At 69.7% G+C, this 22433-nt stretch carries 17 protein-coding genes; 8 read left to right on the top strand and 9 right to left on the bottom strand.

Translation table 11 applies throughout. From position 1 onward, the window contains the following. Positions 1-11: 11 nt before the first annotated feature. The 7 genes from CSC62_RS00080 (at position 12) to CSC62_RS00110 (ending at position 8081) form a co-directional block, all read left to right on the top strand. Positions 12-2153, top strand: coding sequence for a DUF418 domain-containing protein (locus CSC62_RS00080; protein WP_162404122.1), 2142 nt, complete (start codon positions 12-14; stop codon positions 2151-2153). 19 nt (positions 2154-2172) lie between these two features. Then, complete coding sequence (locus tag CSC62_RS00085) at positions 2173-2598, top strand: GtrA family protein (RefSeq protein WP_162404123.1); 426 nt, start codon at positions 2173-2175, stop codon at positions 2596-2598. A gap of 98 nt (positions 2599-2696) precedes the next feature. Next, on the top strand, positions 2697-4016 hold the full coding sequence (locus CSC62_RS00090; protein WP_162404124.1) for an NAD(P)/FAD-dependent oxidoreductase: 1320 nt from the start codon (positions 2697-2699) through the stop codon (positions 4014-4016). A 33-nt stretch (positions 4017-4049) separates the two neighbouring features. Beyond that, a complete protein-coding gene (locus tag CSC62_RS00095; RefSeq protein ID WP_162404125.1) occupies positions 4050-4994 on the top strand; it encodes an NAD-dependent epimerase/dehydratase family protein in 945 nt (314 codons plus the stop codon). Between the two features lie 12 nt (positions 4995-5006). Continuing rightward, positions 5007-6260 carry a hypothetical protein gene (locus CSC62_RS00100; protein WP_162404126.1) on the top strand — a complete coding sequence of 418 codons (1254 nt, stop codon included), beginning with the start codon at positions 5007-5009 and terminating at the stop codon, positions 6258-6260. Between the two features lie 37 nt (positions 6261-6297). After that, positions 6298-6699 carry a GtrA family protein gene (locus tag CSC62_RS00105; RefSeq protein ID WP_162404127.1) on the top strand — a complete coding sequence of 134 codons (402 nt, stop codon included), beginning with the start codon at positions 6298-6300 and terminating at the stop codon, positions 6697-6699. After that, positions 6696-8081, top strand: a complete 1386-nt coding sequence (locus CSC62_RS00110; protein ID WP_162404128.1) for a hypothetical protein — start codon at positions 6696-6698, stop codon at positions 8079-8081. Before CSC62_RS00105 ends, CSC62_RS00110 begins: the two co-directional genes overlap by 4 nt. Here CSC62_RS00110 and CSC62_RS00115 read toward each other — a convergent pair. The 6 genes from CSC62_RS00115 to CSC62_RS00140 form a co-directional block, all read right to left on the bottom strand. Then, the gene (locus CSC62_RS00115; protein WP_162404129.1) at positions 8068-8577 is read right to left on the bottom strand and encodes a hypothetical protein; all 510 of its coding nucleotides are present in this window, start codon (positions 8575-8577) and stop codon (positions 8068-8070) included. The two genes, CSC62_RS00110 and CSC62_RS00115, sit on opposite strands and share 14 nt — an antisense overlap. Before the next feature lie 43 nt (positions 8578-8620). Then, entirely contained in the window at positions 8621-12580 is a 3960-nt protein-coding gene (locus CSC62_RS00120) for a glycosyltransferase (RefSeq protein WP_162404130.1), read from the bottom strand. 31 nt (positions 12581-12611) lie between these two features. Continuing rightward, positions 12612-13373, bottom strand: a complete 762-nt coding sequence (locus CSC62_RS00125) for a sulfotransferase family protein (RefSeq protein WP_162404131.1) — start codon at positions 13371-13373, stop codon at positions 12612-12614. Continuing rightward, entirely contained in the window at positions 13373-14221 is an 849-nt protein-coding gene (locus CSC62_RS00130; protein ID WP_162404132.1) for a hypothetical protein, read from the bottom strand. Before CSC62_RS00130 ends, CSC62_RS00125 begins: the two co-directional genes overlap by 1 nt. Then, a complete protein-coding gene (locus CSC62_RS00135) occupies positions 14218-15030 on the bottom strand; it encodes a glycosyltransferase (RefSeq protein ID WP_162404133.1) in 813 nt (270 codons plus the stop codon). Before CSC62_RS00135 ends, CSC62_RS00130 begins: the two co-directional genes overlap by 4 nt. 107 nt (positions 15031-15137) lie before the next feature. Continuing rightward, a complete protein-coding gene (locus tag CSC62_RS00140; protein ID WP_162404134.1) occupies positions 15138-16460 on the bottom strand; it encodes an ABC transporter ATP-binding protein in 1323 nt (440 codons plus the stop codon). Positions 16461-16571: 111 nt separating this feature from the next. On the opposite strand from CSC62_RS00140, the gene CSC62_RS00145 reads away from it, so the two are divergent. Next, positions 16572-17333 carry a hypothetical protein gene (locus CSC62_RS00145; protein WP_162404135.1) on the top strand — a complete coding sequence of 254 codons (762 nt, stop codon included), beginning with the start codon at positions 16572-16574 and terminating at the stop codon, positions 17331-17333. Between the two features lie 157 nt (positions 17334-17490). Here the strand turns inward: CSC62_RS00145 and CSC62_RS00150 are convergent, their stop codons facing one another. The 3 genes from CSC62_RS00150 to CSC62_RS00160 all read right to left on the bottom strand — a co-directional run bounded on the left by CSC62_RS00150 (position 17491) and on the right by CSC62_RS00160 (position 22416). Further along, a complete protein-coding gene (locus tag CSC62_RS00150) occupies positions 17491-19083 on the bottom strand; it encodes a hypothetical protein (RefSeq protein WP_162404136.1) in 1593 nt (530 codons plus the stop codon). A 418-nt stretch (positions 19084-19501) separates the two neighbouring features. Further along, the gene (locus tag CSC62_RS00155; protein ID WP_162404137.1) at positions 19502-20707 is read right to left on the bottom strand and encodes a type II secretion system F family protein; all 1206 of its coding nucleotides are present in this window, start codon (positions 20705-20707) and stop codon (positions 19502-19504) included. Then, positions 20707-22416, bottom strand: a complete 1710-nt coding sequence (locus tag CSC62_RS00160; protein ID WP_162404138.1) for a GspE/PulE family protein — start codon at positions 22414-22416, stop codon at positions 20707-20709. The genes CSC62_RS00155 and CSC62_RS00160 overlap by 1 nt, the downstream gene beginning before the upstream one ends. Positions 22417-22433 lie beyond the last annotated feature (17 nt).

Raw genomic sequence — 22433 nt, forward strand, 5'->3', positions numbered from 1 at the left:
CCGGGCTGCGGATGGTGGTCTTCGTCGCCGGCCTGGTCTTCCTCGCCCTGGCCTGCGCGCTGCTCGCGCAGGCGCCGTCGCCGCGTACCGGCACGCCCGCACTGGCTGGCGGATGCGCGCCGACGACCTCTCCGTACCTGGAAGCCGACGCGGCCGTGCGGCATGCCGCGATCAGCTTCTGCGCCGGCGGCGATGCCGCCACCGGACGGATGTCCCTGTACCTGCCCGCAGGCACGCTGGACCGCCATCGGCTGGTCGTGGCCGGCTACCTCGACGGCGAAGCCGTGCGCGCGCATGTGCGGCGCGAGGGCGCACCTCCGCTGGCGATCGTCCAGCGCGCGGCGGAGACCTGGACCCCGGCCGAGGTCGCCATTCCCGAGGCCTGGCGTTCGGTCCCGCTCGAGGTCGAACTGGTCGATGCCGGCGAAGGCCATGCGCAATGGGGCGGACTGGGACTGGCGGCCATCGCCCCGCCACTGGCGATCGAACGCCTGGACGCGATCCTCTGGCTGGCCGCGGCGGCCGCGTTCTGCCTGCTGGCGGCTTCGCCTTCGCGCCGCCAGCCGTATCCCGCCGGAGCCCCTGGCGTGCTCTGGCGCGGCGGCCGCGCACTGGCCATCGCCGGCCTGGCCGCCGCCGCCCTGCTGCTGGGCGACGCCTGGTACCGCAACGACGCCGCCGAGGACTGGATCCATCCCGACCAGGAGATCCCGATCAAGGTCATGCAGGCCATGCATGCCCACGACGACCTCAACACCGATTTCGCCCGCGCCGACATCCCCGGGTACTTCCACGAATACCGCTACAACTTCTCCGGCTACATCCTGCTGTCCTACCTGGCGATCCGGGCGACCGCGCCGGAGGCGTTCGCCAGCGACGAGGACCTGCGCGACCGCCTGCTCGACATCTCGCGCTGGTGCGCGGCCGCCACCCTGGCATTGTGCCTGCTCCTGCTGGCCCGGCATGCCGGGATCGTTCACGCAGTGCTGGGCACCGCCGCCATCGCCGTGGTCCCGCAGCTCTACCAGGATGCCCACTACGTGCGCCTGGAATCGTTGAGCACGCTGCTGTTCACCGCCTGCTTCGCCCTGGCCACCCTGAGGCCGCGCGGCGCCGCCTGGCGGATGGTCCTGCTGGCCGCGATCGGGCTGGTCGCCGGCCTGCTGTCCACGATCAAGTTCACCTACGCAATCTGCACCCTGTTCTGCGTCGGCGCGGCCTTGCCGGCGGTCCTGGCCCGGCCCGGGCGCGCGGAGCGGCTGCGCCTGCTGGCCGCCGCCGGCGCGATCTCGCTGGCCGGCTTCATCGCCGGGTTCTGCGCCGGCGCACCGGCGATCGTCGCCGACCTGCCCGGCTACCTGGCCGGGATCGAAGCGCTCAACCGCCAGTACGGCGGCGGCCATCCGCCGCACGGCTTTATCGAGCCTGGCATGGGCAAGCAGCTGACCCTGATCGCCGGCTACTACTTCGCCACCCTGGGACTGCCGCTGATCCTGCTGCACGGGCTGGGCTACTTCCGCCAGGCGTTCTCGCCGGGCAAGGCCGCCTACGGCGCGATCCTGGGTCTGACCCTGCTCGCGTTCGTGATGCAGAACGCGTTCTTCGAGCGCAACTTCAGCCCGTACCTGCCGGCCTTCGTCATGCTGTCGGTGGTCGGCATGGCCAACCTGCGGCACTGGCTACAGACGCGGCTTGCGGCTGGACCGGCGCTCGTGCTCGGCGGCGCCCTGGGAGCGTTTTTCGTGCTCGGGCTGGCCGCGCCGCTGGGAGTGACCGACCGGCTTTCCGGGCATTTCCGCGAGGACGACCTGGCCGCCAAGGCCGCGGAAGTCGAAGGCCGGCAGCGCTGGGCGGCGCACGCACTGGGCGCGGTGCGGACCGAAACGCTGCGATTCGAACAAGTCTTCCAGCAGAAGTATCCACCCACGTCCAGCGAATGCGTGCTGCATGCCGGGATCGCGTACAACGACGACTGGTCCCGGCGCTACTATCGCCACCTGCCGGCCACCTTCCGCGTGTACGACAGGATCGCCTCGGACTTCGACGACCTGCCCGTGAGTACCCTGCAGCCCTATCACAGCCCGGGCATCCGGCTGTTCTACGAGCCGGCCGCCTGCCCCGGCGCGATCGCACTGCATCCGCCATCCCGATGAACAGCCACGGACCTGCCGCATGAACCTGATCGGCGACTTCCTCTCCCGGCGCTACCTGCTGTTCCTGTTCTCGGGCGGGACCGCGTCGGCGGTCGGGATCGTGCTCAGGCTCCTGTTCGGGCTGTTCATGGACTACGTGCCCTCGATCGTGGCCGCCTACGTCCTCAGCACCCTGACCGCCTACCTGCTCAACCGGTTCCTGGTATTCAAGGCCACCGGCAAGCGCTACCACGTCGAGATCGCCAAGTTCTACATCGTCAACGTGATCGGCCTGCTGCAGACGATCGCGATCAGCAGCGTGCTGGCCGGGCTGCTGAAGGGCCGTCTGTCGCTGCCGGAAACCGTGAGCGAGACCCTGGCCCACGTGGCCGCGCTGTCCACCCTGGCCGTCACCAGCTTCCTGCTCTACAAGTACTGGACCTTCGCTCCGCGCAAGCAGGAGTAAGCCCCTCCGGCAGACAGCTGCGGGAAGGCTTCATGCCGGCCGCCTCCGCTACCATAGCCGGCCGGCGGCCGAGCCCCGCCCGAGGACACCCCGACGACATGGAATCCAGCACCTCCCTGCGCTATGCCATCGTCGGCGCCGGCCCGATGGGCCTGGCCGCCGCGGTGCACCTGCTAGACGCCGGCCACCAGGTCGACATCTACGAGCGCGACGACCGCATCGGCGGCATGTCGGCCGCGTTCGACTTCGACGGCCTGTCGATCGAGCGCTACTACCACTTCGTCTGCAAGACCGACGATCCGCTGTTCGCTTTGCTGGACCGCTACGGCCTGGGCGACCGGCTGAAGTGGACCGACACCAGGATGGGCTATTACTACGGCGGCAAGCTGTACAAGTGGGGCTCGCCGTTCGCGCTGCTGGCATTCCCGCACCTGGGCCCGATCGACAAACTGCGCTACGCCCTGCACGTGATGTACACCAAGGGCATCCAGGACTGGAGCGCGCTGGACAAGGAAGAAGCCGGCGCCTGGATCCGCCGCTGGATCGGCGACAAGGCCTACGACGTGATGTGGCGCGAGGCTTTCCGCCTGAAGTTCTTCGAGTACAAGGACAACCTCTCGGCGAGCTGGATCGGCACCCGGATCAAGCGCATCGCCCTGTCGCGGCGCAGCCTGATGCACGAAAGCCTGGGCTACCTGCAGGGCGGCTCGATGGTCCTGCTGGACCGGATGGCGCAGGACATCGTCGAGCGCGGCGGCCGCATCCACCTGTCGCAGGGCATCGACGAGGTCGTCTCCGAAGGCGGCAAGGTCACCGGCATCCGCGTGCAGGACCGGTTCCAGGCCTGCGACGGCGTGCTCTCCACCGCCCCGATCCAGTATGTGCCGGGTATGGTCCCGGGCCTGCCGGCGGATTTCCGCGCCCGGATCGCGGCAATCGAGAACATCCCCGTGGCCTGCGTGATCCTGAAGCTGAAGCACGCGGTCAGCGAGAATTTCTGGATGAACATCAGCGACCCGGGCATCGGCATCCCGGGCGTGATCGAGTACAGCAACCTCAACCCGGGCCGGGATCCGGGCCAGAAGATCCTGTACGCGCCCTTCTACATGCCCAAGACCCATCCGAAGTGGGCGCATTCCAACCAGCAGCTGATCGACGAGGTGATCGGCTACCTGCCGCGGCTCAACCCGGCCTTCCGCCCGGACTGGGTGCTGGCCAGCCACTGCCACCGCTACGAGTTCGCCCAGACCATCTGCCCACCCGGGTTCCAGGACATGCTGCCGCCGATGCGCACGCCGGTGGAAGGCTTCTTCATGGCCGATACCGCCTATTACTATCCCGAGGACCGCTCCATCTCCGAGAGCGTCGAGGTGGGCAGGCGCCTGGCCGCCGAGGCGCTCGCCCCGTCGCGCGGCTGATCGCGACCACCGCCACATCCTCCGGACCCGAGCATGCCAGGCAAGCAGGACAAGATCGTCATCACCGGCGCGGCCGGGCTGGTCGGCCAGAACCTGGTCGTCGAACTGTTGCAGCAGGGCTACGGCAACCTCGTGGCCATCGACAAGCACGCCCGCAACCTCGCCATCCTCAAGCAGCTGCACCCGCAGGTGCGCACCGTGCACGCGGACCTGGCCGAGCCCGGCGACTGGGCCGGCGAGTTCGCCGGCGCCGGCTGCGTGGCCCTGCTCCACGCCCAGATCACCGGCAAGACCTCCGAGCCGTTCGTGCGCAACAATCTGGTCGCCACCGGCCACGTGCTCGATGCGTGCAAGGCGGCCTCGGTGCCCTGGCTGGTCCACATCAGCTCGTCGGTGGTCAACTCGGTGGCCGACGACGACTACACCCGGACCAAGCGCGAGCAGGAACGCATGGTCGTCGAAAGCGGGCTGGCCCACTGCGTGCTGCGGCCGACCCTGATGTTCGGCTGGTTCGATCCCAAGCACCTGGGTTGGCTGTCGCGGTTCATGGCCCGCACTCCCGTGTTCCCGATCCCGGGCGATGGCCGGTTCATGCGCCAGCCGCTGTACGAGCGCGACTTCTGCCGCTGCATCGTCCGCTGCATCGAGCGCCAGCCGGACGGGCAGGTCTACGACATCGTCGGCGACACCCGGGTCGACTACGTGGACATCATCCGCACGATCAAGCGGGTGAAGCGGCTGCGCACCCTGATCGTGCACATCCCGATCGGACTGTTCGCCGCCCTGCTGCGGACCTATGCGCTGTTCAGCCGCAAACCGCCGTTCACCGCCGACCAGCTCAAGGCGCTGTCGGCCGGCGACGACTTCAAGGGCGTGGACACCGAGCAGGTGTTCGGCGTGCGCCAGACACCGTTCGAGGATGCGATCCGGGAGAGCTATACCGACCCGCGCTACGCCTCGATCGTGCTCGAGCGCTGAGGGCCGCCCGGGGTGACGACCGACATCCGCCGCCAGAACGGCTTCAATGATTCCCGCGCGTTCCTGCCCTGGTTCGGCATCGCCCTGGGCGTGCTGGTGCTGAAGGCTCCGGACGCGCTGTCCAACCCGCAGTTCTGGGCCGAGGACGGGATCATCTTCTTCCTGCAGCAGCGCACCATGGGCCTGGGCAGCCTGTTCGAACAGATGGTGGCCTACCTGCACCTGGCGCCGCGGCTGGTCGCCCAGCTGGCGGCGCCGCTCCCGGCCTGGCTCGTGCCCCTCGCCTACAACGCCGCCGCCATCGCCGGGGGTGCGGCCTCGCTCGCATTCCTGTGCACCCGCCTGCACGACCGGGTACCGGGAATCGTGTTCCTCCTCGCCGTGCTGCTGTCGCTGACCAATGGCGAGATCTTCGGCACCCTGACCAACCTGCAGTGGTTCCTGCAGCTGTTCCTGCTCGGCGCCTGCTTCGCGCCCGCCGGGCCGCGCGGCCCCTTGCGCACGCCAGCCATGCTCGCACTGGTCCTGGTCGCCTCGCTCACCGGACCGTTCTCGGTGCTGCTGCTCCTGGTGTTGGCCGCGGCGGTGGGCCTGAGCCTGTTGCCCGGCGCGTGGCTGCCCACCGCACGCCTGCGTGCCTGGCTGCGCGGGCTGGATCGCTGGCGCCTGCTCATGCTGGCGATCGGCGCATGCGCACAGGTACGGGTGTACCTCGTCCACCGCATCCCGGGATCGACCGCCATGGGGGTGCGGGACGTGGCGAAGGGCATCGGCGACGTGCTCCAGGCCCACACGTTCGGTTCGGTCGTGCTGCCTACGTTGATGTTCCTGCTGCTGCTGGCGGCCATGCTGGTGGCCCTCCTGCGCCAGGCGCGCCACGATTCCCTAGCGGACGATCGTTTCCTGCTGCTGGCCATGGCGGGGCTGGGCGTGCTGCAGGTCGCGGCCGGAATGGCGAAGATGGGCATCCCGCTGGAGGTCGCCGTTTCCGACCGCTACGTGTTCGTATTCAAGCTGTTCTTCTGGACCGCGGTCGCCATGCTGTTGCAGGGGTTGTTCCGTTCGCGATCGCAGGTGCTGGCCATCTCCCTGGCCGCCATCGGCTTCGTCGCCCTCAACCACCCCGGGTACCTGCGCCGCGCACCGTTGGAGGACAAGCAGTGGCGGACCTACGCGCCCGCACTCGACCGTGGCGAAAAGGTCGACATCCCCACCCACCCCACGCCTTGGGTCATCCCGATCCCGGCGCGGCAGGATACGCGCTGACGGTGGACCAGCCCTCGCTGCGCACGTTCCCGACGCCATGATTCATGTCCAGCTCGTCAAGTTCATCCTTGCCGGTGGCACTGCCGCCGCGGCCAACTTCGGCTCGCGGATCCTGCTGAGCCTCTGGTTGCCGTACGAGGCCGCGATCGTCGTCGCCTACCTGATCGGCATGCTCACCGCGTTCGTGCTCAACCGCGCGTTCGTGTTCACCCAGGTCGAGAACACCCTCGGCAGCCAGGTGTCGTGGTTCATCGCCATCAACTTGGCCGCGGTACTGCAGACCCTGCTCATCAGCCTGCTACTGGCGCGCGTGCTGTTCCCCGCCATCGGCATGGAGTTCCACCCCGAGACCCTGGCCCATGCGGTCGGCGTGGCGGTGCCGGTGATCACCAGCTACCTGGGGCATCGCCGGTTCACCTTCAGGACCCGCATCCCATGAACCGCACTGCGACCACGCGGGCACATGGAACCTGGCTCGCGTGCCTGGCGCTGTACCTGGTGGTGTGCGCGGTCCGCTGGCAATACGTGGACCGCTACGGCGGCACGGTCCCGTTCTGGGACGAGTGGGACGCCGGCGCCGCCCACCTGTTCAAGCCCTGGGTGGAAGGCACCCTGTCCCTGTCCGACCTGTGGAGCGCGCACAACGAGCACCGCATCCTGCCGACCCGGCTGCTGGGCCTGGCCGTGTTCGGGACCGTCGGCCACTGGGACAACCATCTGGAAGCACAGGTCAACGTTTTCCTGTTCGCCTTGGTCCCGGCGCTGATGTTCCGGTTCGCGCTGGCAACGCGCCAATCCTGGTTGAGGATCGCGATGGCCGTGATGGTCCTGTCCGTATCCGTGCTGCCGTTTTCCTGGGAGAACTTCCTGGTCGGCTTCCAGAGCCAGTTCTACTTCCTGCTGCTGGCCGCTTTGGGCGCGATGGCGCTGGCGGCGACACGCCCGTGGGGCCTCGCAGCCAACATCGCCATGTTCGTGCTGGCCGTGCTGGCCTGCCTGACCAGCGCATCCGGGCTGCTGGCGCTGCTGGCCTGCGCCGGCCTGTACCTGCTGCGGCTGTGGCTGCTGCCGCGCGAACATCCGGTCCGCGCGCTCGCGCTGGCCGTCGCGCTCGTGGCCGGTGCCGCCATCGCCTATGCGACCACCCCGGTCGTTCCCGGCCACCAGGGGCTGCGCGCCCAGGATGCCGCCTGGCTGCTGGATGCGATCAACCACGTGCTCGGATGGCCGCTCAAGGTGCGGCACTGGGCACCATTCGTGCTGTGGGCCCCCGGAGTGGCCGGCATCGTCCTGATCCTGGTGCGGCGCAGGGCCGCGACCTCGGACCTGTTCATGCTCGCCTGCCTGGCCTGGTCGCTGCTGCAGGCGCTGGCGATCGGCTACAGCCGCGGCAACGGGTTGATGGAAGTGCCCTCGCGCTACACCGATGCGCTCATTCCGGGCCTGGTCGCCAATGCCTGGTTCGCGTTGCGCCTGCTCGCCGAAGCGATGGAGAAACCCGCGAAGGTGCGCGCGGCCGCGCTGGCGTTGTGCGCCGCGTTCTTCACGGTGTATGCCTGCGCCCAGGCGATACGCCTGCCCGGCGACCTGGCCGCGATGCGCGACCGCCACGCCCACAGCGTGATCCAGGCCCGCAACGTCGCCTGCTACCTCGACAGCGGGGCGCCGGCCTGCCTGCAGGCCGGCCACTTCCAGATCCCCTATCCCGATCCGGTCCGGCTGCAGCACCTGCTCGATGATCCCACCATCCGGAAGCTGCTCGTGCGCTGCGACATCGTGCCCTGCCAGGGCCAAGAGGCCGGCGCGACTACTGCACCGTGATGGTGGCGTCCAGCGCGCAGACCGTCGGCATGTGGCCCGGGTACACCACCGACAGCCGGTAACGGCCCGGGACGACACCGGCAAGATAGGCATCGAGGTTGAAGCCGGACGACCCCAGCGCGGGATTACCCAGGGCCTCGGCCACGTCCGGACGGCTGCCGCCGGCGGTGATCGCAAGGGCATAGCTTGGCCCCTCGCCGACGAGCACCAGCCGGGCGTCGGCCGGCACCCGCCCGCGTGCATCGGCGACCCAGCCGCCGAAGCTGGCCGATGACGAGGCACGCACCACGGCGCCATCGGCCGCCACCCCGGCGACCGCATCGACCGCGCAGGCGCCCCCGGCCGGCAGCGGATCGGCCGGAGCCGCATAGGCCACGGCCGCTACCGCACCCGCGGGCGGACGCGCCGTCGCCTGCCCGGCGGCGTCATGGTCGATGCAGGACGCCAGCAGGAACAGGCAGGCCAGGGCGATCGCCACCCGGACCGGACACCTCACCGCAGGCTCCTGGATGGACGCCGGCAGGTCTGCGCGGCGCATCTCATGGCCCTGCGACGGACGGCGCGCGCGCGCGCGACCAGGCCAGCGTGAACGGCGTGCCTTCCAGCGACAGGTTCGGGTTGTACGCCGGGTCGCGCGCCAGGGCCGCGCCCCAGCGCTGCTGCATGTGCCGGATCTCGGACATGAACCGGGCCAGCTTCTCCGGGTTGTCCTCCAGCCCGCGCGAGGCCGACTCGTGGTGGTACAGCTCGGCGTCCGGCGTCCACAGGTTGCGGTAGCCGCGCTCGACCAGGCGCAGGCAGAAGTCGATGTCGTTGAAGGCGACCTTCAACCGCTCGTCCAGCCCGCCGACCTCCTCGTACACCTGCCGGCGCACCAGCAGGCAGGCGGCGGTCACCGCCGAGAGCTGCTGGGCGATCAGCTGGCGGCTGAAGTAGCCGCTGCTGCCGCGCGGCTGGCGGCTGCCGATGTGCGCGGCCACCCCGCCCACGCCGACCAGCACGCCGGCATGCTGGATGGTGTCGTCCGGGTAGTAGAGCATCGCCCCGACCGCGCCGATCTCCGGGCGCAGGGCCTGCGCCACCATCTCCTCCATCCAGCCCGGAGTGATCACCTCGATGTCGTTGTTGACCAGGCCGATGATCTCGCCGCGCGCCTGGGCCACGGCGAAGTTGTTGATCGCCGAGTAGTTGAACGGATGCGGGTACGGCAGGACGCGTACGTTCGGCTTGCCGGCCAGTTCCGCGAAGTAGGCCAGGGTCTCCGGCTCGACCGAGCCGTTGTCCACCACCAGGATTTCGTAGTTGCCGTAGGTGCTGCGCGCCAGGATGCTCTCCACGCACATCCGCAAAAGGCCGACGTGGTCGCGGGTGGGAATGACCAGGCTGACCATCGGCAGTGGCGAGGGCAGCGCGCGGCGCACGCGCAGCACGTTCATCGGGCCGAACTCCACCTGCGCGTCCACGCCAGTGCGGTCCAGGTGCGACTGCACCGCCTTCTGCGCGGCGATCACGGTGTAGCTCTTCTGGTCCACGCCCAGCGCGGTCGAGCCCTGGATCGCGCGCCAGTGGTAGAGCACGCGCGGGATGTGGTGGATCTGCTCCGGCCGCAGCTTCTCCGCGCAGCGCAGGGCCAGGTCCCAGTCCTGCGAGCCTTCGTAGCCCTTGCGGAAGCCGCCCACCTCGCGCAGCAGCGGCAGCGAATACACGCCCAGGTGCGAGATGCAGTTCTGGCCGAGCAGGAGGTCGTGGTTCCAGTCCGGCTTGAAGTATGGATCGTAGCGGTTGCCGCTCTCGTCCAGCTTGTCCTCGTCGCTGTAGACCAGCTTCACCTCGGGGTCGGCGACCACGGCCTCGGCGACCAGCAGCAAGGCCTCCGGGTGCAGTTCGTCGTCGTGGTCCAGGAGCACGGCGAATTCGCCGGTGGCCAGTTCCAGGGCCGAGTTCGAGGACTCGGAGATATGGCCGTTCCTTTCGCGGTAGACCACCCTGATCCGCGAGTCGCGCTGGCGGTACTCCTCCAGCACCTTGCGCACGTGCGGCGACGGCGAAGCGTCGTCGGCGATGCACAGCTCCCAGTCCGGATAGGCCTGCGCGATCACGCTGTCCAGGGCCTGGCGCAGCCAGCGCTCGGGCGCCTGGTAGACCGGCATGACCACCGACAGCAGCGGCCGGCGCGCGAGCGCGTCCAGGCGCCGGGCGACGTTCTCGTCGCTCATCCGCGGTTCGAACCGCTCCAGCCACGACGCGTAGTCCGAACCGGCCGAGCGCTGCAGGGCGGCGTAGCGCTCGAAGATCGCCTTGCGCATCCGCCTCGGGCCGCCGGAGAACAGGTGCCCGGCCGCCTCCCTGAGCAGTCCGGCGCGCTCGCCGGCCGTGCCCCCCTGGGTGCGCCACACATGGCGGGCCATGCGCAGCAGCGCCGCCGGCCGGCCGATCGGCCGCAGGCTGCCCTGCAGCGAGAAGTGCGCATCCTGGTTGCTGGGATCCAGGCGCAATGCGGCGACCGGACCGCGCAGATGGATCAGCGCCTGCATCCGCCCGTCGGCGTCGAACTCGGGCAGGTCGATCCGGTCCTCCTCGCTGGTGCCCAGGCCGAAGGCCGGATACAGGCAGGGATTGCCCAGATGGCCGTCGAACACCTGGCTCTCCAGGGTCAGCAGGTGCCAGCCGGCGCGGATACCGGATGGCGCACCCGCAGCGATTCCGGCGAGCCGGACCGACAGCTGCGGGTCGGCGTTGCGGCTGGTCCAGCCCGACGCGCCGGCAGTAACGTTGGCCAGCGGCTCGAACGCCAGCGCCCAGCCCTGGCGCGCGGCCTGGCCGCGCTGCCTGCGTTCGGCCAGCTTGCGCTGCAGGCGGTAGAGGAACGGCCGGTCGGAGCGGTGCTTGAGCTCAGTAAGGGTGGCCGAGAGGGCTTCGATCATCTGCCCTTGGGCAGCAAGCGTGCCGCCGAGGGCGGCGAGTGTTCCGCCCAGGGCCTGGACCGTCCGCTCCATCGTCCGCGCCTGCGTTTCCAGACGTTGGAAATCGCCGGCATTCGATTCACGCACGGCCGCCACGGTCCGGTCGACACCGTCGATCCTCTGCGCCAGTGCCTCGATCCGCTCGCCCTGCTGCGCATGCCTGCGCACGGCCGCCTCTTCGGCCAGCGCATGCGAAGTCGGCCGCCGGAAACGGATCTCCACCCGGCGGACCTGGCCCGGCACGGGCGCATCGCCGAAGCCCTGGAGATCGAACTCGACCCAGGGATCATCGCCCTGCGCCACCCAGCCGATGCCCTCGTGCGGCAGGCACAGCGGCGATTCGTGCATCGCCCGCAGACGCGCGCGCAGGTCCGGCACCGGCCGGCCGTCGATCCGGATCGCATCGACGGCATAGACGCCGGCGCGGCTGTCCGGATCGAAGCGCAGGCGCTCCAGCGGCAGCTCCGCAGCGACCTCGAATACCGCCTCGTAGTCGCCCTCCGGCCGCGCCGTCGCCCGCCCCTGCAGGCGTGCGCCCTCGCTGTATTCGCCATCCGCCCGGCGCAGGTACAGCAGGGGCGACAACAGGCGGGCGTCGTCCACCGGCACCGCGTTCCAGGCCAGGCCCAGGGCCTGGCCGTCCGCGCCCTGCCGCTGCTGGTCGATCGCCAGCGCGCTCAGGGCCGCCTCCACCGAGGCGGCGTAGTCGCGGCGGCTGGCCTCGAAGCGCGGCCACACCGCGTCGAAGGCCGGCTCCACGGCGGCCGGCGCGGCACCGGCCGCGGCGGCGCGCACGGCGCCATAGACCTCGGCGACCATCGGATCCAGCGTGTACTCGTCGCCGGCCCGATGGTTGCGCAGGCCCGCATCGAGGAAGCCATCGACCGCCTCCGCCTCGGGCCCGCCCAGCGGCACGGCACCCAGATCGAAGGCCGCGTAGCAGCGCGACAGCTGCGCGCGCCAGTCGGCCACCAGGTCCTCATAGGTCAGGAACAACCGGCTGCGGCCGCGCGTGGCCCGCTCGGCCTCCAGCTGGTGGGCCAGGGTCAGCAACCCGGCGCGGTAGCCGGACATGTCGTCGCGCCGGCGCAGGGACGCGGCCACCTCGAGCGGATGGCGGGCGATGAAGGCGAAGTGGGCCGCCACCCCCATCGTGTCGAGGACCTCCAGCCACAAGGGCAGGAACCGGCACATGCGCGGATCCTTGAGCACCGCCACCGCGCCGTCGGCGGTCAACTCGCCGACCAGCGCCTGCACCCGCGTCCGCGCTTCGCGCGCAGCCGGGTGCCGCAGCCAGCCGTCGGGCAACGGCCGCGGATCGGCCCAATCCATGCCCAGCGCGTCCAGCAGGCGCTCGTGCACCTGCACGACCTGCGCGTGTTCGAAATAGCCCTTGGGATTGGCCTGCGCGTTGGCCGGCAGCAACTCGTCGCCCAGGCTGAAGCCGAGCGCGTCGAAGGTCCCCGCCAGCGCCGAGGTGCCGCTGCGGTGCATGCCCAGGACGATGATCACTCGGGCCGTGTTTTGCGCTGTCATAACCGCCTCTTGCTTGGCTTCCGCCTGCAACCTACCAGTGGATGTCATGCCGTAGCCGGGCCCGCCGGATCCGGCCGCGGAGCAAGGTCGCGAGCAGGCGGCGGACTGGCGCCGACTCCGGCAATGGCCGGTGCCCGCCGTCGAATACGCGGCCGAATACCGGAGCCACCTCCGGCGGAGGGATCCCGAGGAAATCCCAGACCTGTCCGAGCACCTGCGCCGGCTTGGCCGCCAGCTCGTCATTGCGCAGCAGCAGCACCTGCGCGCGAGGGAAGGACGCGAACAGCACGTCCAGCTGGCGGGCGTAGTCGCCGCGGGCCAGGTAACTGTGCCGGCGCAGCGGCGAGTCGAGCGAGAAATCGTCAGCGTGTCCGGCCAGCCGCCAGCGCTCCAGCAGCGCGGCGCGCCACAGCGGCCAGGTTTCATGCCCGCGCGCGCGCTCCATCCGGTAGTGCGACACCGCGCGATCCACCGGATCGCGCAGGATGATGATCCAGCGCATGTCCGGGTTGTAGCGGGCGATCCGCCGCACCAGGGTCGGATGGAAGCAGTAGATCGGCGTGGCATCGCCGTGGAGCAGGCCGGCGCCCGCGCCATCGGCATCGAAGTGGGCCTGGTAGCACAGGTCCACCGCCGGCGCATCCCAGCCATCGTCGAACGACGGTGCATCGAAGACGTGCGCTTCCTTGTCGCGCGGCAGCCTGACCTGCGGGTGCTGGCGGACGAAACTGGCCAGGGCGCTGGTACCGCCCTTCTGTACCCCGCCAATGAGGAATCCGATCCGCGGGGCCATCACCGCGCCCCGCCTTGCATCCGCTGCAGCAGCGCGGCCAGGTCGTTGTCGCCATAAAGCGAACGCCACGCGCCGCGGTCCTTCTGCAGGCGCAGGGCCAGTTCCTCGCACACCTGCGCCGAGTACAGCCGGCTCGCGTTGCGCTCGGCCAGGGGTTGGGCCGCGAGTTCCAGTCCGAACGCAGCCGCGAGCGAGGCACCGCCGGTGGCGACAACTGCCTCGTAGGCCAGTACCCGCGACGGCGGCAGGTGGCGCGCATAGCGATCGAACAGCCAGTCCAGGATCAGGAGCTGACGCGAAACCCGGTCGGTTTCCGCATCCAGGCGCCTGGCCAGGTCCGGATCGAAGTGCTCGCCCGCGGGCAGGCGCCCATGCGAGACCGGCAGGTCCACGGAGTGCCATGAAGCCAGCACCGCGAGCGGATTGCGGACGATGGCGCAGGTATCGAAGCACCCGGCCAGCTCCGGCAGGAGCGCGGTGAATGCCGCATTGTGCTTGATCGCCAGGGTGAAGCCGCGTGGCAGCGGCGCATCGAAGCGGATGCGCCCGCGGGTGGCCTCGTGCCGGCGCTGGCCGTCGCTGCCGCGTTGGCTGGAAAAGGGATTGTCGGGCACGCGACCGTCCACCTGCTGACTCCAGGCGCTGCCGTCGCCTTCCAGCGAGACGCGCGACTGGGCGTAGAACGCCGCGACCGCCTCCAGAGCGGCTTCGCGCCCGCGCGGCAGCTTCTGCACCTCCATCGGTTCGAACAGGGCCACGGTCCCGGCCGCCTGGCCCAGCAGGTGGCAGCACAGGGTCGTGCCCGAACGCGGGACCCCGGTCAGGGCAAGATGACGCGCGGCATTCAATGGATGATCTCCCCGATCAGCGAGGCGAACGCCTCGCGCTCGGCCGGCAGATCGTGCCGGGCCGCGGTGGCGCGCCCGGCGACGACCAGTTCCTGTGCCAAACCGGGACCGGCCAGCAGACGCTCCACGGCCTGGACCAGCGCATCGGCTTCGGCCTCCGGCATCAGGCAGTTCATCCCATCGCGTGCGTACTCTGCATTGCCGCCGCAGGCGGGCATCACCAGCGGGCGGCCCAGCGCCATCACCTCCAGCCCGGGCAGGAAGAAGCCCTCCGCCGCCGCAGGCAAAGGCACCGCCACCGCGGCGGCCGCGATCGCCGCCAGATACTCCCCTCGCGGCAGCCAATCCGTGGCCAGTTCCACGGCGTGACCGCGCGCACGCAATCGCTGCGCGAGTTCGTTCCCCAGCCGCGGCGTCTTTGCGGCCCCGATGAACACCGCATCGCCGTGCGCCCCGGTGGCGGCCGCCATGACCGCACCCAGATCCAGCGCGGCGGGGATGATACGCACGCTGCCATTGACCCGACCGGTCGCGGTGATCGCGGTGGCCACCGCGCCACTGACGCAGATCCTGGTGGCAGGACGGTCAAGGAAGGCGTGCAGCGGCTGCACCGGATCGGCGTGTCGCAGACCCTGCACCAGGTTCAGCACCCGGCTGCGACCATCGAGGACGCGCGGCAGGGCCTGCCAGTCCATTCCCGCCAGGAACAGCAGATCGGCGGTCCCGGGCCGCCACTCCGGCTCGATCCGGGAAGGCACGGCCATCCACGGATTGGAAGGATCGCGCAGGGATTCCGGTGTCAGGTACACCCGCGCGTCCCAGCCCAGGGCCAGGGCATGGTTGAAGTAGTCCCAGACCTTGCCGTGGCCCCCGGTATAGCCCCGGAAGTCGCGGTGGAACAGGATCCGACCGCGATTCATGCGCCGCCGCCCGGCCCGGCCACGGGCGCGTCCGGCGTGGCTTCGCCGACGCGGATATCCATCGGCACCGGAAACAGGCCGGTGAAGCGCTCGCGGCTGTCGTCGACCACCTCGAAGGAGAGCCAGCCCTCCTGGCGCGCCAGCACGGTGGTGCGTTCCAGTGCGGGCGAATCGACCACGCGTGTACGGATGCGGTAGACACCCTGCTGGAAGGACGCGTCCAGGCCGATCCGTACCCGGACGGCCCCCTCCCCGGCCGGCAGCACCACCCGCCGGCCGGTCAGCTGCAGGCCGCGTCCGTCGAGCACGTCGAAGATCAGGCAGGGATGCCCGATGGCAGCATTGCGGCGCACATCGATGGCCAGTTCCAGGCGATCGCCATGCTTTACCCCCGCATGGCGGGCACCGTTGATCTCGGCATTCACCACGCAGGCATCTTCCAGCCCATAACCGCCATCGATCCTGGCCAGGGCGGAAGCCCGCTTGTCCTGCTGTGCCTGCAGCGCCCGCCTGTGGGTACGATGCAGGTACTCGGTGATGACCTCATCCGGCAGGCCCTGCAGCACGATGCGCCCCTTCTCCAGCAGCATCGCCCTGTGGCAGAAGGCCTTGACCGCGTTCAGGTCGTGCCCGACGAACAGCAGGGTGGTGCCCCGCGCCAGGATCTCGTCGATCCGGGCCATGGCCTTGGCCTGGAAGGCGGCATCGCCCACCGCCAGGGCTTCGTCCACGATCAGGATGTCCGGATCGGTATGCACCTGCACCGCGAACGCCAGCCGCAGGGCCATGCCCGAGCTGTAGGTCTTCACCGGTTCGTCGATGTAGTCGCCGATGTCGGCGAAGGCGACGATATCGTCCATCCTCTCCCGGACCTGGACCGGCGTAAGGCCGAGGATGGCGGCGTTGACCCGCACGTTCTCGCGTCCGGTTAATTCCGGGTTGAAGCCCGAGCCCAGCTCCAGCAAGGCCGCGACCCGGCCGTTGACCGAGACGCTGCCGGCAGTCGGCTCCAGCACCCCGGCCACGATCTGCAGCAGCGTGCTCTTGCCGCTGCCGTTGTGGCCGATGATGCCCAGCGCCTCGCCGCGGCCGAGCTCGAAATCCACCCCGGCCAAGGCCTGGTGGTAATGCACGCGTGCGGCGGCATGGCGGCCGAGCCAGCGCGACAGGGGCCCGAGCGGGCGCAACCAGCCGGCCGCGCGGTACATCAGCGGCACCCACAGGCGGCTGGCCGGCGTGGACCAGAGACGGTAGGTCTTGCCGACGTCGCGGACGCGCAGCGCGGGAAGGGGGTCGTTGGCGGCGTCGGCGGGCGTCATTGAGCCGGCAAGGATACCGGGGCCAGCCTGAGCGCGCATTTACCGGGACCGTGCCGGCCGCATGGCGTTGCGGCATCATTGCCTCCCCGTTCGACCCTCACAGGAAGTCGCATGTCCCACGCATCACCACGACATATTCTTCCCGCCCTGGGCCTGCTCGCCCTGGCCTGCGGCACGGCGCTCGCCGCGCCCCCGGCAGCTCCGGCGTCCCAGCCTGCCGCCGCTCCGGCTGCGTCCGATCCGGCGCAGCAGCTGCAGCTGGCCTCGCGCCAGTACGCGGAACTCCAGCAGATGCTGGCGCTGGACAAGCGCTGCCAATGGCTGGAACCGATCGCGCGCGCGGCGATGGAGGCCACCGCGCAGGAACGCCTGGCCTGGTTCGACAGCCATGGGGGTACGGCAGGGCACGCGCAGGCCGCGGCCGAGCAGGCCATCGCCAGCGAGGCCTCGCTGGACTGCAAGAGTGGCCGGGCCAACAGCCTCGCAGAGGGCGTGCGCCATGCCGCCTGGCAGATGCGGGTTACCTGGGCTCTGCGTGGCGAAGCGCTGCTGGATGCCCCTGGTCGTCCGGCCTGGTTCAAGGGCAAGAGCAGCGTGGCCGGGCAGCGCGCCGCCTTGCAGGAAGCCGTGTCCGGCCTGGAGTTCCGATATGGAACCTCGATCGTCAATGCAAAGACGGGCATCCAGCAGGAAGCGTCGAGGATGCTGGCGGTGCGTTGCACCGCTTCGGATGCAAACTGCCATCCGGAAGAGGACTCCCCGGCATTCCGCAGTTACGCCGACCAATGGCTCAAGCAGGCGGAGACCTATGCGGCGGCGCTGTTGAGGGCCGAGGACAAGGTGGGAAGCCCACCCGACGCCACGCCTCGCTGAGGCGCATCCCCTCCGAGGGCCCGCGAATACGGGCTCTCTTTTTTTGCCCGCACTACAGCCCCCTGTTCTGGACCAACAAAAAAAGACGGGTGGCTTGCGCCACCCGTCTTCCGGTGCTTTCACCTGCGTTGCCGCAGGCTAGAGACCTCTTACGCCCTTACGGGTTGACCTTGGTGGTCGGGGTCGACCACTGGCTGGCCACACCCTTCTCGGCGGTCAGGTCGGTCACGGTGCCGCTGTCGTTGTTGCGGTTCAGCGCCGAAGCGGTGAAGTTCGAGCACTCGGCGGTGACGCGAACGTACCACTTGCCGGTGCCGTTGCCCAGCGAGCCAGCAGCGCCGGTCTCGGTGGTCAGGCCGGTCGGGTAGGAACCGCTCTCCAGGAACGAGGTGTTCAGCTGGGCCGAAGCGTGCGGCTTCAGGGTCAGCGAGACCACGTCGCTCAGGCGACCGGCATCATCCTTGGCGTCGATGGTGACCGGGCAGACCTGCGAGTTGTGGTTGGACAGACGCAGGAACGACTGGGCAGTCGGGTTGTCACCCGGGTTGACGTTCTGGAAGTACAGGGTCGAACCGTTCAGGCGCAGCGGCAGCAGCTCGAACGGAGCGGCCGGCGGGTTGACGCGCTGGGTCGGCAGCTTGTAATCGACCGAGACAGCACCAGCCAGATCCTGAGCGTTCAGCTCGACGTCGTCGTGGGCCTCGAAGCACACGTAGGCGGTCGTGGCGGTCGGCGGGGCGTTGGTGACGTTGGCCCACAGAGCGTGGTTAGCAGCGCTCTTGAAGGTGGCAACCGCACCGTCAACCGTACCGGCCACCGCGGTGGCGCCGGCGCAGGCCGGGCTGGCGTCCAGCCACACGTGGCCGCCGTCGAACGCTTCCAGATCGGTACCGGTGACGGTCACGATGATGTCGGCGGTAGCGACGATGTTGTACTGCGGCAGGGCAGCCACGGCGCTGTAGTTGTTGATGTAGGTCTCGGCACCGCCGCCGACCGGAGCGGCCTTGGCGATGTCGACGATCAGCGCGCCCGCGTTGAACAGGTCGCTGTCAGCCAGACCAACGGCGCCGGTCGAGGAGAACAGGGTCTTGCGCGGATCGGCAGCGACGTCGATGGTCTTGTTCACGTCACCCAGGGTGGTGTCGTCGTCGACAGCCAGGCCCCACTTGGACAGGGCGATGGTGGCCGACGAAGCCAGGATCTGCTGGCCATCGGAGTTCTGCGCAGTGATTTCCGCGCCGACGCTCGAACCGGTGAACAGGCCGGCCACCAGGTTGGTGATCTGCATGCTGTTCAGTTCGAGGAAGTAAGCGCCCGCGCCACCGATCACGCCCGCACCGGTAGCGGTGTAGGTGAAGTTCAGCTCCTGGCCGCTGGTGGAGTAGTACGGGGTGCCGACGACGGCCAGCGCGGTCGGGGCGCCACCGGTCTGGGCACCTTCCATGAAGCCGGCGACCAAGGTCGGGGCATCGGCGGTGGTGTCGAACTTGGCGCCATTGGTCAGGGTGACCTTGACGGTGACGGTCTCGCCGGCAGCAACAGTGGCGATGCGGGCAGCGTCCGAAGCGGCAGCGGTCAGACGCAGCTCGTCGGAGGTGTAGATGGTGGTGCCGTCGTTGACGATCAGGTCCTTGGCGAACGTGATCTGCTTGCCGGCCGGGTAGGCCAGGCTGGCCGCGGAGGCCAGACCCGGCAGGGCCAGAGCGCCGACGACCGCAGCGGTCAGCAGGCTCTTGTTGAACTTCGTCATATGAATCAACTCCGTTGAGGTTTTGGGCAACTAATTAGTTACTGCAAGTAGCTCTTTACCGGTTACCTGCTATCCCCGGTACCGTCGGGCTAGCCCTCTGGCAACCGGTCGCTTCCGTGAACCCTTCAAGACGAATACCCCATCTCCCCAGATCCCCCGACCGCAGAACTACATCGGAACGTTAACCGGGCCTTACCAGACCGTCAAGTACAACCGACCCCGCTCGCAACCAATTCTGTGCGCACTGCTCCACTCCCGGTGGAATATCGCCGGGAACGGCAGGGCTCGAGCGGGGCGGACGTGGCATCCATGCCCCCTGTGAAGCGTTCATGTCGCCAAACGTGGCCCAAGAATACATGGGCGGGGAACTTGCGCAAGCCGTCGTTCAGCCCCGCGCCGGCGTCGTTCATCCAGGGCGCTACATCACGATGTCGTTGGCGCTGGTGATCGCCAGGATGATTCCGATCATGATCACGCCGATCACCGAGCCGATCAGCAGGATCGCCACCGGTTCGAGCAGGGCCAGGAACTGCTTCATCCGGGTCCGGCCCGATTCCTCGCACAGCTTCGCCAGGGAGCGCAGCATCGCCGGTAACTCGCCGGAGCGCTCGCCCACCCGGACCAGGTTGTAGCCGGTGGCGGTCAGGGTGGCCTGCTCCTCGAGGGAATCGGCCAGGGTCGCGCCGGCGCGGACATTGCGGGACACCTCCTCCAGCCGCGCGCGGCGGCCGGGGGCACGCACGCCGGCCTGGGCCAGCGACAGCGCGTCCAGCAGGGGCACCCGGTTGCCCAGCAGGGTGGCCAGGATCCGCGCCCAGGAGGCGGTTTCCGATTCCACCCGCCAGGCGCCGATCACGGGCAACCGCTCCAGGCGTTCGAAGCCGCGCGCGCGCGCAGCCGGGTTCCGCAACAGCCGGTAGGCCACCGCGGCCAGGCCGGCGAGCGCGACCAGCACCAGCCACCAGTACTGGCGCGCGAACATGCCGGTGCTGAGCACGGCCCAGCCCAGCCACGGCAGGGTTTCGGCACGGTCCAGCAGGGCCGCGAACTTGGGCACGACGAAGGTGAACATCATCACCACCGCACCCAGCCCGGCGCAGACCAGCACCGCCGGATAGGTCAGCGCCTGGCGGATCTCGCTGCGCACCTGGAGGTCGTACTCCATCTGCGAGACCGCATCCTGCAGCGCCTTGCCCAGCTGCCCCGCCTTTTCGCCGCTGCGCACCAGGGTGCCGACGTAGGCCGGCAGCGGCAGGCCGGTGTCCAGCAGCGCCTGGGAGAACGGCTGGCCCTGGCGCAGCGCCGTGGACACCGCCTCGAACGCAGCCAGCAGCCGCGGATGGTGGGCCGAGCGCGATTGCGCGGCCACGGCCTCGGCCAGGGCCACACCGGAGGCCAGCAGGGTGGCCAGCTCGTGCAGGGCCAGGACGATGTCGCGGTCCTGCAGGCGCCGGCCGCGGGCCAGGCGCGAAGGCGTGGCGGCACCGCTGGCCACCTCCAGCGACAGGACCGACAGGCCACGCCGCTCCAGCAGGCGCGCGGCCTCGCGCTCCCCGTCCGCGGCGATCTCGCCGTCCAGGCGCGCGCCCTCGGCGTTGACCGCCTTGAACCGGAAGCTCGCCATCAGACCGCCGTGACCCGCAGCACTTCATCCACCGTGGTCACGCCCTGCCAGGCCTTGAGCAGGCCGTCCTCGCGCAGGAACCGGAACCCCCTTTCGCGGGCCATCTGCCGCAGCTGCTGGTGGGTGGCGCCGGACACCACCGCCTGCTGCATGGCCTCGTCCACCGGGACCAGTTCGTAGATGCCGATCCGGCCCTGGTAGCCGGTGTTCTGGCAGCGCGGGCAGCCGACCGCCTCCATCCAGCGCGCGGCCGGCGCTTCCGCGCCGAACACGCGGGCGGTCCACTGCGCCGTCTCGGCCGCCAGCGCCTCGTCGACCACCTGGGCGGGCCGCGCGCAATGCGGGCACAGCCGGCGCACCAGGCGCTGGGCCTGCACGCCCTTCAGCGGGGTGGCCACCAGGAACGGCTCCACGCCCATGTCGATCAGGCGGGTGAAGGCGCCCAGGGCGTCGTTGGTATGGACGGTGGACAGCACCAGGTGGCCGGTCAGCGCGGACTGGATCGCGATCTCGGCGGTCTCGCGGTCGCGGATCTCGCCGACCATGATCACGTCCGGGTCCTGGCGCAGGATCGAGCGCAGCACGCTGGCGAAGGTCAGGCCGATGTCGGCCTGGGTCTGGATCTGGGTGATGCCGGGCAACTGAAACTCGACCGGATCCTCGACCGTGATGATCTTCTTCATCCCGTCGTTGCTGGCCGCCAGGGTCGCGTAAAGCGTGGTGGACTTGCCCGAGCCGGTGGGGCCTGTGACCAAGACGATGCCGTGCGCTTCCCGGCTCCAGCCCTGCAGCAGCCGCAAGTGGTCCGGGGCCATGCCCAGGCGCTCCAGGCCGAGGTCCTTGCGCTCCTTGGGCAGCAGGCGCAAGACGATGGACTCGCCGTGCACGCCGGGCAGGGCCGAGGCACGGATGTCCATGGCCTGGCCGCTGGCGCGTACGCTCATCCGCCCGTCCTGGGGCAGGCGACGCTCGGCGATGTCCATGCCCGAGATCAGTTTCAGGCGCGAGGCGACCGCGTTGAAGCGCTCCCGCGGCAGGCGCAGGCGAGAATAGAGCACGCCGTCGATGCGGAAGCGCACGACGAACTGGTTCTCCTCCGGCTCCAGGTGGATGTCGGAGGCCCGCTGCTCGACGGCCTGGGCGAGCAGGCTGTTGACCAGCTCGACCACCGGGGCTTCCTCGGCCAGCTCGCGCAGGTGGCGCACGTCGTCGCTGCCCCATGCATCGCCGCCGCGCTGCTCCTGGGCCAAGGTATCGAGGGTGCGCTCGAGCAGCTGCGCCGGTGCCAGGGCCGCGCGGATCTCCCGCTGCGGCCACAGGTAGGCCAGCGCCTCCTGCAGGGCCGCATCGAGCGGATCGCGGCTGGCGCACCAGGCCTGCCCGTCCTCGTCCTCCCAGAGCAGGATCTCGCGGTCCTGCATCCAGTCCAGCGGCACCTCGGTTCCGGTGGGCAGGCGCCACTCGGCCAGGCCTGTCGGCAATGGCAGGTCGCGGCCGGCCACTGGCAGCCCCAGCTGGACCGAGAGCGCGTCGATCAATTGGTCCTCGGACAAAGCACCGATGCGGATCAGGAGGCTGCCGATGCGGCCGCCCACCCCGCGTTGCAGCTCCAGGGCGCGCTCCAGGTCGGCCGGGCGGATCGCGCCGCGTTCCAGCAGCAGTTCGCCCAGCAGGGGTACGGCGGCCGGCGGCACAGGAATGGCATTCATCGCGGGAAGGCGGCCTC

This window comes from Pseudoxanthomonas jiangsuensis (assembly GCF_010093185.1).
GTDB classification, from domain to species: Bacteria; Pseudomonadota; Gammaproteobacteria; order Xanthomonadales; family Xanthomonadaceae; genus Pseudoxanthomonas; species Pseudoxanthomonas jiangsuensis.

Coding starts and splice junctions, on each gene's coding strand:
- CSC62_RS00160 (WP_162404138.1), bottom strand. CDS start 22,416: ATGAATGCCATTCCTGTGCCGCCGGCCGCCGTACCCCTGCTGGGCGAA.
- CSC62_RS00080 (WP_162404122.1), top strand. CDS start 12: ATGGTGGTCTTCGTCGCCGGCCTGGTCTTCCTCGCCCTGGCCTGCGCG.
- CSC62_RS00145 (WP_162404135.1), top strand. CDS start 16,572: ATGTCCCACGCATCACCACGACATATTCTTCCCGCCCTGGGCCTGCTC.
- CSC62_RS00120 (WP_162404130.1), bottom strand. CDS start 12,580: ATGACAGCGCAAAACACGGCCCGAGTGATCATCGTCCTGGGCATGCAC.
- CSC62_RS00090 (WP_162404124.1), top strand. CDS start 2,697: ATGGAATCCAGCACCTCCCTGCGCTATGCCATCGTCGGCGCCGGCCCG.
- CSC62_RS00125 (WP_162404131.1), bottom strand. CDS start 13,373: ATGGCCCCGCGGATCGGATTCCTCATTGGCGGGGTACAGAAGGGCGGT.
- CSC62_RS00150 (WP_162404136.1), bottom strand. CDS start 19,083: ATGACGAAGTTCAACAAGAGCCTGCTGACCGCTGCGGTCGTCGGCGCT.
- CSC62_RS00105 (WP_162404127.1), top strand. CDS start 6,298: ATGATTCATGTCCAGCTCGTCAAGTTCATCCTTGCCGGTGGCACTGCC.
- CSC62_RS00140 (WP_162404134.1), bottom strand. CDS start 16,460: ATGACGCCCGCCGACGCCGCCAACGACCCCCTTCCCGCGCTGCGCGTC.
- CSC62_RS00155 (WP_162404137.1), bottom strand. CDS start 20,707: ATGGCGAGCTTCCGGTTCAAGGCGGTCAACGCCGAGGGCGCGCGCCTG.
- CSC62_RS00095 (WP_162404125.1), top strand. CDS start 4,050: ATGCCAGGCAAGCAGGACAAGATCGTCATCACCGGCGCGGCCGGGCTG.
- CSC62_RS00085 (WP_162404123.1), top strand. CDS start 2,173: ATGAACCTGATCGGCGACTTCCTCTCCCGGCGCTACCTGCTGTTCCTG.
- CSC62_RS00110 (WP_162404128.1), top strand. CDS start 6,696: ATGAACCGCACTGCGACCACGCGGGCACATGGAACCTGGCTCGCGTGC.